The 12,465-nt window shown below is 56.2% G+C and carries 14 protein-coding genes; 9 read left to right on the top strand and 5 right to left on the bottom strand.

All coding sequences use genetic code 11. The features are described 5' to 3' along the window. Nucleotides 1-48 precede the first annotated feature (48 nt). The 8 genes from greB (at nt 49) to Q4A85_RS09030 (ending at nt 4,255) form a co-directional block, all read left to right on the top strand. Nucleotides 49-537, top strand: a complete 489-nt coding sequence (greB, locus tag Q4A85_RS09065; RefSeq protein WP_303109628.1) for a transcription elongation factor GreB — start codon at nt 49-51, stop codon at nt 535-537. 196 nt (nt 538-733) lie between these two features. Then, nucleotides 734-889 carry a hypothetical protein gene (locus tag Q4A85_RS09060; RefSeq protein WP_303109625.1) on the top strand — a complete coding sequence of 52 codons (156 nt, stop codon included), beginning with the start codon at nt 734-736 and terminating at the stop codon, nt 887-889. A 94-nt stretch (nt 890-983) separates the two neighbouring features. Continuing rightward, nucleotides 984-1,124, top strand: coding sequence for a hypothetical protein (locus Q4A85_RS09055; protein WP_303109623.1), 141 nt, complete (start codon nt 984-986; stop codon nt 1,122-1,124). Further along, nucleotides 1,105-2,013: a MoxR family ATPase gene (locus Q4A85_RS09050; RefSeq protein WP_303109621.1), complete on the top strand. Its 909-nt coding sequence runs from the start codon at nt 1,105-1,107 to the stop codon at nt 2,011-2,013. Before Q4A85_RS09055 ends, Q4A85_RS09050 begins: the two co-directional genes overlap by 20 nt. Next, on the top strand, nt 2,000-2,971 hold the full coding sequence (locus Q4A85_RS09045) for a DUF58 domain-containing protein (RefSeq protein ID WP_303109619.1): 972 nt from the start codon (nt 2,000-2,002) through the stop codon (nt 2,969-2,971). The genes Q4A85_RS09050 and Q4A85_RS09045 overlap by 14 nt, the downstream gene beginning before the upstream one ends. A gap of 294 nt (nt 2,972-3,265) precedes the next feature. Then, nucleotides 3,266-3,577 carry a hypothetical protein gene (locus Q4A85_RS09040; protein ID WP_303109617.1) on the top strand — a complete coding sequence of 104 codons (312 nt, stop codon included), beginning with the start codon at nt 3,266-3,268 and terminating at the stop codon, nt 3,575-3,577. 285 nt (nt 3,578-3,862) lie between these two features. Beyond that, entirely contained in the window at nt 3,863-4,039 is a 177-nt protein-coding gene (locus tag Q4A85_RS09035; protein ID WP_303109615.1) for a hypothetical protein, read from the top strand. Nucleotides 4,040-4,111: 72 nt separating this feature from the next. Continuing rightward, nucleotides 4,112-4,255, top strand: coding sequence for a hypothetical protein (locus Q4A85_RS09030; RefSeq protein ID WP_303109613.1), 144 nt, complete (start codon nt 4,112-4,114; stop codon nt 4,253-4,255). On the opposite strand, the gene Q4A85_RS09025 is transcribed toward Q4A85_RS09030, so the two are convergent. From Q4A85_RS09025 to Q4A85_RS09005, 5 genes are all read right to left on the bottom strand, one after another. Beyond that, complete coding sequence (locus Q4A85_RS09025) at nt 4,252-5,103, bottom strand: transporter substrate-binding domain-containing protein (RefSeq protein ID WP_303109611.1); 852 nt, start codon at nt 5,101-5,103, stop codon at nt 4,252-4,254. The two genes, Q4A85_RS09030 and Q4A85_RS09025, sit on opposite strands and share 4 nt — an antisense overlap. Nucleotides 5,104-5,281: 178 nt before the next feature. Then, nucleotides 5,282-5,980: a YggS family pyridoxal phosphate-dependent enzyme gene (locus tag Q4A85_RS09020; protein WP_303109609.1), complete on the bottom strand. Its 699-nt coding sequence runs from the start codon at nt 5,978-5,980 to the stop codon at nt 5,282-5,284. A 274-nt stretch (nt 5,981-6,254) separates the two neighbouring features. Continuing rightward, nucleotides 6,255-9,227: a M16 family metallopeptidase gene (locus Q4A85_RS09015; protein ID WP_303109607.1), complete on the bottom strand. Its 2,973-nt coding sequence runs from the start codon at nt 9,225-9,227 to the stop codon at nt 6,255-6,257. Nucleotides 9,228-9,350: 123 nt separating this feature from the next. Beyond that, nucleotides 9,351-10,289, bottom strand: coding sequence for a transferrin-binding protein-like solute binding protein (locus Q4A85_RS09010; protein ID WP_303109605.1), 939 nt, complete (start codon nt 10,287-10,289; stop codon nt 9,351-9,353). Between the two features lie 130 nt (nt 10,290-10,419). Continuing rightward, a complete protein-coding gene (locus Q4A85_RS09005; protein ID WP_303109603.1) occupies nt 10,420-11,850 on the bottom strand; it encodes a surface lipoprotein assembly modifier in 1,431 nt (476 codons plus the stop codon). Nucleotides 11,851-12,178: 328 nt separating this feature from the next. Between Q4A85_RS09005 and Q4A85_RS09000 the strand changes: the two genes are divergently transcribed. Then, entirely contained in the window at nt 12,179-12,328 is a 150-nt protein-coding gene (locus Q4A85_RS09000) for a hypothetical protein (protein WP_303109602.1), read from the top strand. Nucleotides 12,329-12,465 lie beyond the last annotated feature (137 nt).

Genomic DNA, 12,465 nt, shown 5'->3' with positions numbered 1-12,465 from the left:
GCTACAATACACGCTTTTTGCTGCGCCGCCCGCGCCGAGCCAAAAACCATGTCCGAAATCAAAAACTACATGACCCCCGCAGGACACGCCGCCCTGCAAAACGAGCTTTATCAACTGGTGAACAAAGAACGCCCCGAAATCGTGCAAATTGTGAACTGGGCAGCCAGCAATGGCGACCGAAGCGAAAACGGCGATTACCTTTACGGCAAACGCCGAATGCGCGAGATTGACCGCCGCATCCGCTTTTTAACCAAACGCCTGCAAGATGCGGTGGTGGTGAACCCCGAAACACGCGAGCCCACCGACCAAGTGTTCTTCGCCGCCACGGTTACGCTGGAACGCGGCAACGGCGCGGAGCAAACCGTCCGCATTGTGGGCGAAGACGAAATTGATGCCGCGCAAAACAAAATCTCGTGGAAGTCGCCGCTTGCCCGCGCGTTGATTAAAGCGCGAGAAGGCGATGCCGTGTGGCTCAATACCCCCGATGGGCGCGAGCAGATTGAGATTTTGGCGGTGGAATATATCAAGATTGATTAAACGATTGGCGGAATACTAAAAGGCTGAAACCTTTGCAAAACCCTAGCAGCAGCCTGCGTAGCGAAGCGGAGTTGCGAAGCTAAAAATTCAAAAATGCCGTCATTCCCGCACAGTCGGGAATCTTGCTAAACATTCATAAATGCATGCACAAACAACCCATTGCGTGAGTTCAACCAAGATTCCCGCCTGCGCGGGAATGATGGACGTTACTATTTCTTGTGGCGTTTTAGGTTTTGCAAAGGTTTCAGGCTATGCTGGCTTGGTTATGGTTGATAGTAAGCAGTATGGGTTAAAAATCCTGCAATCTGTTCCTTCTCCCGCTGGCGGGGGAAGGCTAGGATGGGGGTGGTAGGTGGATTAAACAGCCACCCCCACCCTAACCCTCCCCCGCCAGCGGGAGAGGGGACAGCAGTACAGCATACTTTTTAGGACACCACCCATTCAACATGGTTTGTTGGTTGGCAAAATGTCGGCGAGCCGCCGACGCTCCATCGCTTGCAGATTTTGCCCAAAGGCAGCCTGAAAGCCCCCTTTCCCTTATCCCAACCCCACCCCAAAAGGACACCCATGCCCAACCCTACCTTTGACCCTGTTTTCAAACAACTCAACGCCATCATTCTTGGCAAACAGACCGTATTAAAACAACTCTTAACCTGCATACTCGCGGGCGGACACGTTTTGCTGGAAGACGTACCGGGAGTGGGCAAAACCACGCTGGCAACCAGCCTTGCCGCCGTGTTGGGGCTGAAATACCAACGCGTGCAGTTCACCAACGATATGTTGCCCGCCGATTTGCTCGGCATCAACGTGTTCCAGCCTAACGAAGGCAGCTTCAAATTCCATCCCGGCCCCGTGTTCAACCAATTTGTGCTGGCGGATGAAATCAACCGCGCTTCGCCCAAAGTGCAATCTGCGCTGCTGGAAGCGATGGAAGAGCGGCAAGTGTCGGTGGATGGGCGCACTTATCGCCTGCCTCGCCCGTTTTTGGTGGTGGCAACGCAAAATCCGTCTGAACAGCTTGGCACGTTTCCGCTGCCCGAAAGCCAGTTAGACCGCTTTATGATGCGGTTGAGCATGGGTTATCCCTTGCCCGAAGCGGAAAAGCATCTTTATTTTCAGGGTGATAGGCGCAAGCTGCTGCCCAAGCTGCAAGCGGTTGGCTCTCCCGAAACCTTGTTGCAATGGCAAGAGCTGGTGCAAGCCATCACGCTATCGGAAGCGGTGGCGGATTATATTTTCCGCTTGGTGGCGGCAACGCGCCGCGCGGGGCTGTTTGCCGTGGGGTTAAGCCCGCGCGCAGGCTTGTCAATCGCCAACGCGGCAAAAGCGTGGGCGTTTTTGGATGGGCGCGATTTTGTGTTGCCCGAAGATGTGAAAGCGGTGTGGGTGCCCGTGGGCAACCATAGATTGCAGTCGTTGCAACAGCAAAACAGCAGCCACGCCTTGATGGAAATTGCCGAAAATGTCGCTGTTTAACCGCAAGCCCAAAGAAACGCTGCTGCTGGCAGAAGAGCGCAGCATCGCAGGACGACACGTTTCGCTGCGCCCCACCAAGCTGTGCATCAGCATGACGCTGTTGAGCGTGGCGATTTGGGTGGGCGCGGTCAATTATCAAGTGAACGTGGCGTATGCGATTTGCTTTTGGGTGCTGGCGTTTATCGGCATTGCCGCGCTGATGACGCGCCGCCAACTGCTTGGCTTGCATCTAACCATTCGCTATGAAGGCGAAGTGTTCGCAGGCGACACCGCCGAAGCCGAAATCAGCACCGAGCATTCGGGCAAACGCGCCCGCGTGTTTTGGTGGCGCAGCGAATCGCGCGAAGAGGTGAACGAAGACAGCGAAGCCGACCACAGCGCGTGGCAGCGTTGCCAGCTTTCAGGCAGCCTGAAAAGCGAACCGATGCGCTGGCGCATCCCCGTGCAACGGCGCGGCTATTTTCCCCGCCCGCTGTTGCTGCGCTTGGCAACATCCGCCCCGTTTGGGATGTTTCACGCCGAATGCCGCGCCGAATGGCACACCGAAGCCGTAGTCTATCCCGCGCCCCTGCCGCACAGCGACTTTGGCACGCACGATGTGCCCGACCCCGAGCAAACCCCGCAACGCGCAGGCATGCACGGCGAAGACATTGCCTTTTTAAAGCCCCACATCAACGGCGCATCGCTGCAACACATCGCATGGAAAACCTACGCCAAGCGCGGCGAGCTGATGGACAAAGTGTTTGACGAACCGCCGCCCGCCGTGCATAGCGAAATCATCTCCTATCAAGATTACCCCGCAGGCACGCCCAGCGACAAACTCGCCAGCCTACTCGCCCACCGCGTGCTGCAAGCCGACAAAACAGGCGCACCCTACACGCTGAAATTGCCCAGCCTAACGCTCACCCCACAAAACGGCATGCGCGAAAAGTGTTTGAATGCGCTGGCGTTGATGTGAGCACACAACATTCAGTCGTAGGGTGGACAACTGACTTGCCCACCCAAGCCCGCTATTTTGCCAATAGTCAATAGCTTTTCAGGCTGCCTTAATGCGATAAAAGGCAGCCTGAAAAGCATATGTAGGATGTGCAGCTTGACTGCGCACGCTGTTAGAAATTGTTATCCAATCCCCAAGGCAGCCTGAAACCCAAAACAAAGCAGCAACTGCAAACCACCCAATCACGTTTCAGGCTGCCGATTGCCCCCACATCAGCGTATAATCCGTATCTTTCATTCACCCGAGAACCCAACCATGCAAACCAGCCAAACCCTGCTTTTCGCTCTGCTTATCAGCACCAGCGCATTTGCTCAAGCCCATTACCACGGAGTCAGCCACGCCAAACCGCTTACTTACGACCAACTGCCCGCCGAGTGTCAGCATTATTTCAAGCGCGCCGATACCTGTTTTGCCAAAGCCAACCAAGCCGCCACCACGCCCGCGCGCGAAGTGGTGAAATTTTTGGTGCAAGCCCTGCCCGCAGCCACACCCACTCAGCGCGTGGAAATGTGTAAAGTCGCTGAGCGCGATTTCCCCGCGCGGGTGAGCGCGTTGAAATGCGAATAGTGGCGTAAAACGTGTAGATGCAAATAAGGCAGCCTGAAAATATGTAGATGTGTTTTCAGGCTGCCTTTGTTTACAGGGTTGGGCAGCCTGAAAAATGGTTTGTGTTTTGTGGCTGGCTTTTTGTTTAGCTTTAACCATGCGTCTCGTACCGACGGGGCACTTACTTTTCTTTGCTTCGCCAAAGAAAAGTAAGCAAAAGAAAGGCGACCCCGACGTGCAGGTTCGCTGCGCGAACTTCCCTCACTGCGCATCCTTTTTTCGGCGCGTGCGAACTAGCCGCACTTCGTGCGTCGTCGAACAAGCGCACGCTTTTTTCCGAAAAAAGGATGCTCCGTTCGGCTGGACGTAGGGGAGTGGGCAGCAGCATTAAACATTAGTGAAGCGTTAGGCAGCCTGAAAGCCAATCTATCCAGCAAAATTTTTGCTTACCACAGCATCAAACGGTGTTTTCAGGCTGCCTAAACGCGGGCGGGATGCTTGGGCAGCCTGAAACGGCTTGCGCGTTTCTACGGCTTGCTTGCAAGCCGTGCACTTGTGTCAAAATTAAAATGGGATGTGCGGATGGGGTGGGAAATTGGGCTGCGGTTGGCTTCGCAACGCTGCTACGCTATGCAGGCTGCTGCAAAAAATCGGGCGTGGATGCCCGATTGTTTGGATTGCTTGAATGTGTACGGTTAATGCACGCTTACGTCTTCGCCGAAGAATTGTTCGCCGAGCTTTTTCAGCGTGCCGTCTTGTTTGAGCTCTTCCATTGCGCCGTTGATTTTGGCGAGGGCGGCTTCGTTGCCTTTGTTAATCACCAAGCCTGCGCCCAGTTTTTCGGTGGCGGGGGTGCGCCATACGGATTTTAGCCCTGAATTGGGGTCTTTTTTCAGGTAGTCCAGCAGCGAGAGTTCGTCGTTGAGCGTAAATTCGGCGCGTTTTTGCTGCACGATGAGCAGGCCTTGCGCCATGGTGTCGGTGTGGACGAGGTCTGCGCCCATTTTTTTGGCGACTTCGTCGTAGTTGGAGGCGAGCATCACGGCGGTTTTTTTGCCTTTGATGTCTTCTAGTTTGGCGACATCGGCGTGGTTGGCGCGGGCGACGAGCATTTTGCCGCTCCAACTGTATGGCGTGGCTTTGTCAAACATGGCTTGGCGTTCGGGCGAGGTGAGGGCGACTTGGTTGGCGACGATGTCAAAGCGTCCTGCTTTGAGCCCTGCCATCATGGCATCCCACGGGGTTTCTTTAAATTCTACTTGCACGCCGAGTTTGGCGGCGACGGCGCGGGTTACTTCTACATCGTAACCAGTTAATTTGCCGTCTTTTTCGTGGTAGGTGAATGGGGCGTAGGTGCCCATGGTACCGACTAGGATGGTTTCTTTGTTGTTGAGTTTGTCTAGCAGGTTGCCGCTGGCTGCGCTGGCATCAGCGTTGGATGCGGCAGGCTGTGGGGCAACGGCGGATGCGGCGGGGGCATCGCCACCTTTGCCACAAGCAGCGAGTACGATGGCGATGGAGAAGCCTAAGAGCGTGTGTTTAAACATGATTTTTCCTTGTGGGGTGTTGAAAGGATGGGATTGTAATGGATGGGCGGGGGTGGGTTTAGAATTTTTGGTGCTATGGTTTAGAGAGTGGGCAGCCTGAAAGTGGGGGGTGAGTTTTCAGGCTGCTTTTGTGTATTTAAGGCAGCCTGAAAATCGGTTTGGCTTGTTTTTAACGTTTTCAGGCTGCTGAATAATCGCGCTTGCCGAAAATCGCGCTGCCGATGCGCACCATGGTTGCGCCGCATGCTATGGCTAGGGTTATGTCGCTGCTCATGCCCATGGATAGGGTGTCGGCTTGGGGGGCGATGGTTTGCAGTTGGGCGAGCAGGCTGTGCATTTGGCTGAATTGTTGGCGCAGTTCGCTGGGATTGTCGCTGTGGGCGGCAACGCACATCAAGCCGCGCAGATTTAGGCGGGGCAGGGCGGCGACGGCTTGGGCAAGCGCGGGCAGCTCTTCGGGCGCGATGCCGTGTTTGGCGGGTTCGCAGGCGATGTTGATTTCTATCAGCACTTGCAAAGCGGGCAGATGCGCGGAGCGTTGCTTGCTCAATCGTTGGGCGAGTTTTGCGCTGTCTAGGGTGTGCAGCCAATGGGCGTGTTCGGCGACGGGGCGGCTTTTGTTGGATTGGACGTTGCCGATGATGTGCCAGATGATGTCGGGGCAGTCGGCAAGCTGGGGGATTTTGTCGCGCCATTCTTGGATGTAATTTTCGCCGAAGTGGTGTTGCCCGTGTTGATAGAGCGTGCGGATGTGGTCGGCGGGAAAGGTTTTGCTGACGGCAATCAGTTGCACGCTATTGGCGGGACGGTGGGCGGATGCTTCGGCTTGGGCGATTTGGGCTTGGATGGTTTGGAGATTTTGGATAAGGTTGGGCATGGTGGGCTTTGTGGGGTGGATGGGGATGGGGGGCGCGAGAATGGGCGGTTAGGCAGCCTGAAATGTGGTTCAACGTCATCACAACGTGGAAGCGGCGTTTCAGGCTGCTTATTCTTGTTCAGGCTGCCTTGGCTAGCTATGTAAACAGCGTGCGCAACAAGTTGCACACCCTACCCTGTTGGGTTTTCAGGCTGCTTATTGGTTCAGGCATTTTGGCGACGAGCCGTCGCCGCTCCATTTGGGGCAGCCTGAAAATGCTGTTTCAGGCTGCCTACTACTGCTGCTTGCCACCATCGGGGTCGGCAATCATCACGCGACGGTTTTGCTTGTTCCACAGCAGGCGGGCGGTTTGGCGCAGGTTGTCCAGCGTGATGCTGTTGGGCAGGTTTGCCATGTTGTTGAGATAGCGGGCATCGCCAAAGTGGGTTTGGCTGAGTATCAGGCGGTTGAGCCATGTTTCGGGCGATGTTTTGCGTTTTCTCTCTTGCTCGGCAAGTTTGGCGCGCAGGACGGTGGCTTGTTGCTCGGTGAGCGTGTTGGGGAAGTTTTGCAGCACGCGCTCGCCCAGTTGCCACAGCATTTCGGCTTTGTCGGGAGTGGTGGCAAAGCGCAGTTCGCTTTCTACGCGGTTGGTGTCGGGGTTGAACGTGGTTTCAAATTTTAGGCTGTACACGCCCAGTTGCTTGTCGCGCAGCTCGGCTTTGAGCTGCTCGTGGGCTAACTCGCGCAGCAGGGCGACTTGGGCGGCGGTTTCAGGCTGCCATTTTTGTTCGCTAAATGCGTACACGGTTACATCGCTGCGGTCAACATTGTTCACGGCTTGGCGGCTGATTTCGCTGCCCGCCAGCGGTTTGCGCTCGCTGCTGGGGGCAACGGCTTGGCGCGGTTGGTCGGTGAGATAACGCTCTACCAGCGGTTTGATTTGCGCGGGGCTTTGGCTGGTTAGGATGTAGTGCGTTACGGGGGCGCGGTTGAGTTTTTGCCATTGCGCAAACATTTGCGGCTCTTCGGTATCGTCTAGCTCGCTTGCGCTGGGCATTTCGTAGGCAGGTTTGCCAAAGCGCAGTTTCACGGTGGCGTTTTCTTTAATGCTGCGGCTGGATTGGTTGTTCATGGCGATTTGCCGCGCCATGCTGGCGATGCTGTCGCGGTAGTCTTCGCTGATTTGCGGCGTGGCGTAGTAGGCGTGGTATAGGTGGAACAGGTTTTGCGCTTCGCTTTGCGGCGCGCTGCCTGTTACCTTGCTTTGCTGCGCTTCGGTGCTTTGGTTGAGCGAAATTTTGTGTTGGGTTTTCCACGCGCCAAGCTGTTCGCTTGTCCAGCCTTGCGGCGCGGATTGCCAGATGATTTGGCTGGCTAACTGGGTTTGCCACGGGTTTTGCTCGGGCTGCATAAAGCCTGCACCGCCGATGGCTTGCCAATAGATTTTGTCTTGGGCAACGGGATTTTGCAGCAAGACAACCTTGTCGCCGTTGGGCAGCGTCCAATAGGTGATTTGGCTTTTCAGGCTGCCTGAAAGCGGTTGGCTTTGCTCGCTTTGGATGGGGTGCGCTTGGGGCTGGTCGGTGAACGCGCCTTTGCCTTGCGCTTTGGCGGCAAGCAGCTTGGGCTGGTGCGTGCGCTCGGCTTGCTGCGCGGCGGCGGCGATGCTGTCGTTGCTGGGCAGCGCAATCGGCGTGAGCGATGGGGCTTGCATTTGCACCAGCTTATCGCTGGCATTGAGCCATTGCTGGATGCGGGCGGTTACTTGCGCGGGGGTGATTTTGGCTAGGTTGGCTTCGGCGCGGCGGGCGTTTTCGGCGGGCGTGCGCGTGGGCTTGTCGGCAAAAAAATCATCGCTCATGGTTTGCAACACATCGCCAAACGGCTCGGGCAGGCTGTTTTTTTCTTTTTGCTTGGCAATCACTTTGCGCAGCGTGGCGCGGTAGGCATCCACTTCGGCTTGGGTGATGGGCTGTTGCAGCATTTGGGCGCGGGTGTTGAGCAGCACGGTGATGCCTTGCTGATGGGCATCGGGCAACACGCTGGCAAACAAGCCTACGCCTGTGGTGTGCCGCCCAATATCGGCTTTGCGCAGGCTGATGTTGCTCACGCCTTTGGGCAGATGGCTTTGCTGGTCGCGCAGGCGTTGGGTAAGGATTTTGCCGGCAAAGCGGTCTATCAGGCGTTCGCGCCCTGCTTCGCTGCTGTTGCCACGGCTTGGGCTGTCGTTTAGGCGGAAAATCAGCGCGACTTGGCTTGCGCCTGAATCTTTGTCTTGAATTTGCTCAACGTGCCAGCCGTTTTGCAGTTTGGGTTCGTAGTAATCGCCTGTGCGGTCGGGCAGCGGTTGGCTTTTCAGGCTGCCGAAGTAGTGTTCTATCAGGGCGCGGGTGGCGGCGGGTTGCACATCGCCCGAGATGATGAGTTTCATGTTGTTGGGCGCATACCAACGCGCGTGGAAGTCTTGCAGCACTTGCACGGGCGTTTGCGTGATGCTTTCGGGCGTGCCGATGATGGCGTAACGCGCTTGGCGGCTGCCGCTGCGGATAACGGCGGTGCGCTTGCGGTTCATGCGCTCGTTTACGCCCAAGCCGTTGCGCCATTCGGCAAGGATGACTTGTTTTTCTTTTTCCCAATCGGCGGCGGAAAACGGATGCGGCGTGAGCATGGACGATAGGGCTTTGAGCGTTTCGTTTAGCTGCGCCGTGCCTTTGTTGGGGCTGAACATATACAGCGTGCGCTCATAGTTGGTCATGGCGTTGAAGTTTGCGCCGCGCCGCCAGCCGTTGGCAATCAGCGTGTCGCCCACGCCGTTGGGGAATTGCGGATTGCTGCGAAATACCATGTGTTCCACCATGTGCGCCACGCCGATTTCGCTGCTGCCGTTTTCATCGCTTGCGCCCGCGCCCACTTGCACGCGCACGTCTATGCGCCCTTTTTCGCTGGGCACGGTGAGAATGATGTATTGCAAACCGTTTTTCAGGCTGCCTGTAACGTAGGTGTTTTGGGTGGCTTTTTGCGCGGGGATTTTTGCGGGGGGCTGTGCGGCGGGCTGCGCTAGGGCGGGTTGGGCAAAGGCGGCGATGATGGCGATGGGGATGAGCTTGGGGGAAATGGGGGGCATGGTTGGGTTCTTTTGTTGGGGGTTGGGGTTGTGGGAAATGCGGTTTTCAGGCTGCCTTTGGGTGGGCAGCCTGAAAGGTGGGTTGGGGGGAAATAACAACGGCGTTAAGTAGGGGTGGCGTTGCCACGCATCGTTAAGCATTTGCTAACTGGTGCGTGAACAAGTTCTCACCCTACGCGCCGATTGTAGGCGGCGCAGTAGGCAGCCTGAAAACGGGAGCGTTGCGCCAACTAGGGGGCAATCCGTTTTCAGGCTGCCTTGGTTTTACTGGCGTGTGCCTGCGAACGCGCCTTGCACGGAAGTGTCTTTGACGGTTGAATTGGTTTCAAATACGCCGACTACTTCTTCGGCGTTTGCGCCTGCGAATGCGCCACGGTAGGTGCCAGCTAGGTCGGGGTTTTTCGCGCTGCCGTTAAAGGTGCGGGCAGCGAAATCGGCTTCGCCGCTGAATGTTACGCCTGCGGTGGTGGCGTTGATGGTGCCGTCTTTTAGGGTAACCAGCGGGTAAACAACGCCTGTGCCTGTGGGTGCGTTGTTGATGATGCCTGAAACACTATCGCCGCTCACGGTTAGCGTGAAATCGGCGCGACTGGCTACGGTGGGATTGAATTTGTTGCTGTATGACGCTTGCCCTTTGTAAGTGGCATCCACCACGGTTTTGCGGTCGGTGGTGGGCGTGTCAATTAAGGCAACATAGGAATTGCTTGGCGCGGTGGCTGAGCCATAGGTTTCGCGGATAACGGCGTAGCCTGAATAGCTTTGTTTGTGCGACAGAACCACTGCGCCTTTTTCGGCAGTGTTTTTGCATTCAGACCTATTGCCTGCGCAGTTCGCTGAGCCGTTGGCTGTAAACGTTACATTGTCGCGCCCTTGCACGGTTTTCCACAGCTCTTGGCGGGCGGCTTCATCGGTGGCGTATTTGTAGCTGGCGGCGTTGGGGTCGTTATTGAATGCGCTGATAACGGTGTTTTTGATGTAGGCGGCTTTTTCTTCGGGGGTGGGGGTTGGAGTAGGTGTTGGTGTGGGGGTTGGCGTAGGCGGTGGGGTGGGCGTAGGTGTAGGCGTAGGTGTCGGGGTGGGCGTAGGTGTAGGCACGCTGGGGTTGGGGCGTGGGATTTCATCGCCGCCACCGCCGCCTGTGCTGCACGCGGTGGTGCTTAGGGCAACCAGTAGTGCTAGGGTTAAGGGGGTTTGGGGTTTCATAATCATCTCCGTTAAGGGTTGGTTGGGTAAATAAGGGGGGCTTGGCTGAATGGGTTTCAGGCTGCCTTTATGGGTTAAGCATAATGGCGACAAGCCGTCGCCGCTCCATTTTCAGGCTGCCTTTGTGTATTCAAAACGTTTTTTCCAATAGCAAATTCAGGCTGCTTTTGTGGTAGGAAAACAGGCTATCAAAGTTGCTGTGTTGTTTGCGCCATTGGTAGCTGAGCTTGGGGGTGATGCCTTTGATGTGCCAGTCGCGTTTCCAGATGGTTAGGTTGGCGGTGTAGATTTCGTCTTGGCGTTTGCGGTCAAAGCGGATGGCGCGTCCAAGTTGGTAGTTGGCTTGGTAGCGGCGGCTGGAGGTGGATAGGCTGATGCGGCTGGATAGGCCTTTGTTCCATTCGTGTTCCCAGCCGATGCGGTAGCTGTTTAGGTGGTAGCTGTATGTTTTTTGGCGGGTGCTTTCCCATAGGGCATCGATGCCGCTGTAAATGTAGTTGCGGGGGTTGATTTGCCAATATAGGGTGGTGGATAGGGTTTTGCTGTTGCCGTTGAGTTCGGTGTCGTGGCGGTATTGTTGTTTGCTGATTTCGGCGGCTAGGGTGAGTTGTAGGGTGTCGGTTAGGCGTTGGTTTTTTTCGGCGCGGATGCCGTGGGCGTGTTTATAGCGGTGGGTGGCGTACCATTGTTGTTCGTAAAAGGGGGTGATTTTCAGGCTGCCTTGGCTGCTTTTGTGGGCGTAGCCTGCTTGGACGCGGGCGGTGATGTCGTCATAGGCGTGGTTGTCCCAGTAGGTTTTGCCGTAAAGGTAGCCGCTGATGTGGGCGTAGTGGGCGTTTTTTAGGTTGATGTCGCGCTCGCTGCCTGCGGCGTAGCCGATGCCGTGGGCTTTTTGTGGCTGCATGGCGGGGTTTTTGATAAAGGGGGTGTTTTCTATGCGTGGGTTGCTGGATACGTTGTTGACGTTGCTTTCGTTTAGGTATTGGGCGCTGATGTAGCTGTGCCAGCCTTTGCGCTGCCCTAGGGCGTTTAGGTATTGCTCGTTGAGCGCGTGGATGTCGGCTGGCAGCTCGGGGTCGGCTTGGGCAGCCTGAAATTGCTGTTGGGCGGCGGTGTTTTGTTGTTCGCGAAACAGCAGCACGGCGAGTTCTACGCGCACGGGGGTGAGATTGGGGTTGTTGGCAAGAATTTGGCGCAGCAGGCGGATGGCTTGGGGGTAGTGTTTTTGGTGGCGGGCGATTTGGGCTTGGGCGAATAAAACGAGATTGGGGTCGGCTTGGGGGTGGGTTTGGTATTGGGCGAGCAGCGCGGGGATTTGCTCGTGTTGCTGTTGGTTGATGGCTTGGTTGAGCTGGGCTTCTAGTGTGGCGAAATCTTGGGTTGGGTGGTTGGTTGAATGGGCGGGGGGTGGGCTGGGGGTGGGGATGTCGGGCAGTTGGGGGGCGTTGCGCTCGGGCTGGGCGGGGATGATGGGTTTTTCGGGGATGGTGATGAGGCTGTCGGCGGCGTAGAGCGCGGTGGGAATTAGGGTGGCTAGGAGAAAGGTGGGGAGTTTGGACATGGCGGGGATGGGCGTTTGTGGCGTGGTTGGTTTTTGTTGTGGGGGTTAGGCAGCCTGAAAAGGGGTGGGGCTGGGTGGTTGGGATGGGGCTGTTTAATCTCGCTACCACCCCCATCCTAGCCTTTCCCCGCCAGCGGGGGAAGGAACAGATGGCAGGGTTTTTAATCCGTACTGCTTGCCATCAACCATAATGTTACTAACAGGTTTTCAGGCTGCATCTGGCGTATAAAGGCAGCCTGAAAATAATGGCGTTCACGCTGTTGCGATGCTTCATTTATTTAACATTGGCTAAACGGTGCGTGGCAAAGCCACACACTACTACTGGCTGATGTGGGCAACTACTGGCATGGGCAACTGGGGCAGCCTGAAAACCCAAATAGCGCAGCAATGGCAGACTGCTCAATCGTGTGCATTAAATAGGCTGGGCGCGGGATGCTGCCTTGTCGGCGAGCCGCCGACGCTCCATTTTTCAGGCTGAAACCTTTGCAAAACCCCTAACAGCAGCCTGAAAAATAGAAAATGCCGTCATTCCCGCGTAGGTGGGAATCTTGCCTGATATTAAAAATTTGGGGCTGTCCTAGATAACTCAGGAAATTCACATTAAGTTAGAATTTC

The organism is Kingella sp. (in: b-proteobacteria) (assembly GCF_030527935.1).
Classification (GTDB): domain Bacteria; phylum Pseudomonadota; class Gammaproteobacteria; order Burkholderiales; family Neisseriaceae; genus Kingella_B.
Note: the sequence above shows the minus strand (reverse complement) of the source record. Positions and strands in the feature narration are given on the sequence as shown.

What these genes read in the sequence shown, in the direction of transcription:
- Q4A85_RS09060 (WP_303109625.1), top strand. Translation starts at nt 734, where the DNA reads ATGATGGACGTTACTATTTCTTGTGGCGTTTTAGGTTTTGCAAAGGTT.
- Q4A85_RS09005 (WP_303109603.1), bottom strand. Translation starts at nt 11,850, where the DNA reads ATGTCCAAACTCCCCACCTTTCTCCTAGCCACCCTAATTCCCACCGCG.
- Q4A85_RS09045 (WP_303109619.1), top strand. Translation starts at nt 2,000, where the DNA reads ATGTCGCTGTTTAACCGCAAGCCCAAAGAAACGCTGCTGCTGGCAGAA.
- Q4A85_RS09020 (WP_303109609.1), bottom strand. Translation starts at nt 5,980, where the DNA reads ATGCCCAACCTTATCCAAAATCTCCAAACCATCCAAGCCCAAATCGCC.
- Q4A85_RS09050 (WP_303109621.1), top strand. Translation starts at nt 1,105, where the DNA reads ATGCCCAACCCTACCTTTGACCCTGTTTTCAAACAACTCAACGCCATC.
- Q4A85_RS09010 (WP_303109605.1), bottom strand. Translation starts at nt 10,289, where the DNA reads ATGAAACCCCAAACCCCCTTAACCCTAGCACTACTGGTTGCCCTAAGC.
- Q4A85_RS09015 (WP_303109607.1), bottom strand. Translation starts at nt 9,227, where the DNA reads ATGCTTAACGATGCGTGGCAACGCCACCCCTACTTAACGCCGTTGTTA.
- Q4A85_RS09040 (WP_303109617.1), top strand. Translation starts at nt 3,266, where the DNA reads ATGCAAACCAGCCAAACCCTGCTTTTCGCTCTGCTTATCAGCACCAGC.
- greB (WP_303109628.1), top strand. Translation starts at nt 49, where the DNA reads ATGTCCGAAATCAAAAACTACATGACCCCCGCAGGACACGCCGCCCTG.
- Q4A85_RS09025 (WP_303109611.1), bottom strand. Translation starts at nt 5,103, where the DNA reads ATGTTTAAACACACGCTCTTAGGCTTCTCCATCGCCATCGTACTCGCT.
- Q4A85_RS09055 (WP_303109623.1), top strand. Translation starts at nt 984, where the DNA reads ATGGTTTGTTGGTTGGCAAAATGTCGGCGAGCCGCCGACGCTCCATCG.
- Q4A85_RS09000 (WP_303109602.1), top strand. Translation starts at nt 12,179, where the DNA reads ATGTGGGCAACTACTGGCATGGGCAACTGGGGCAGCCTGAAAACCCAA.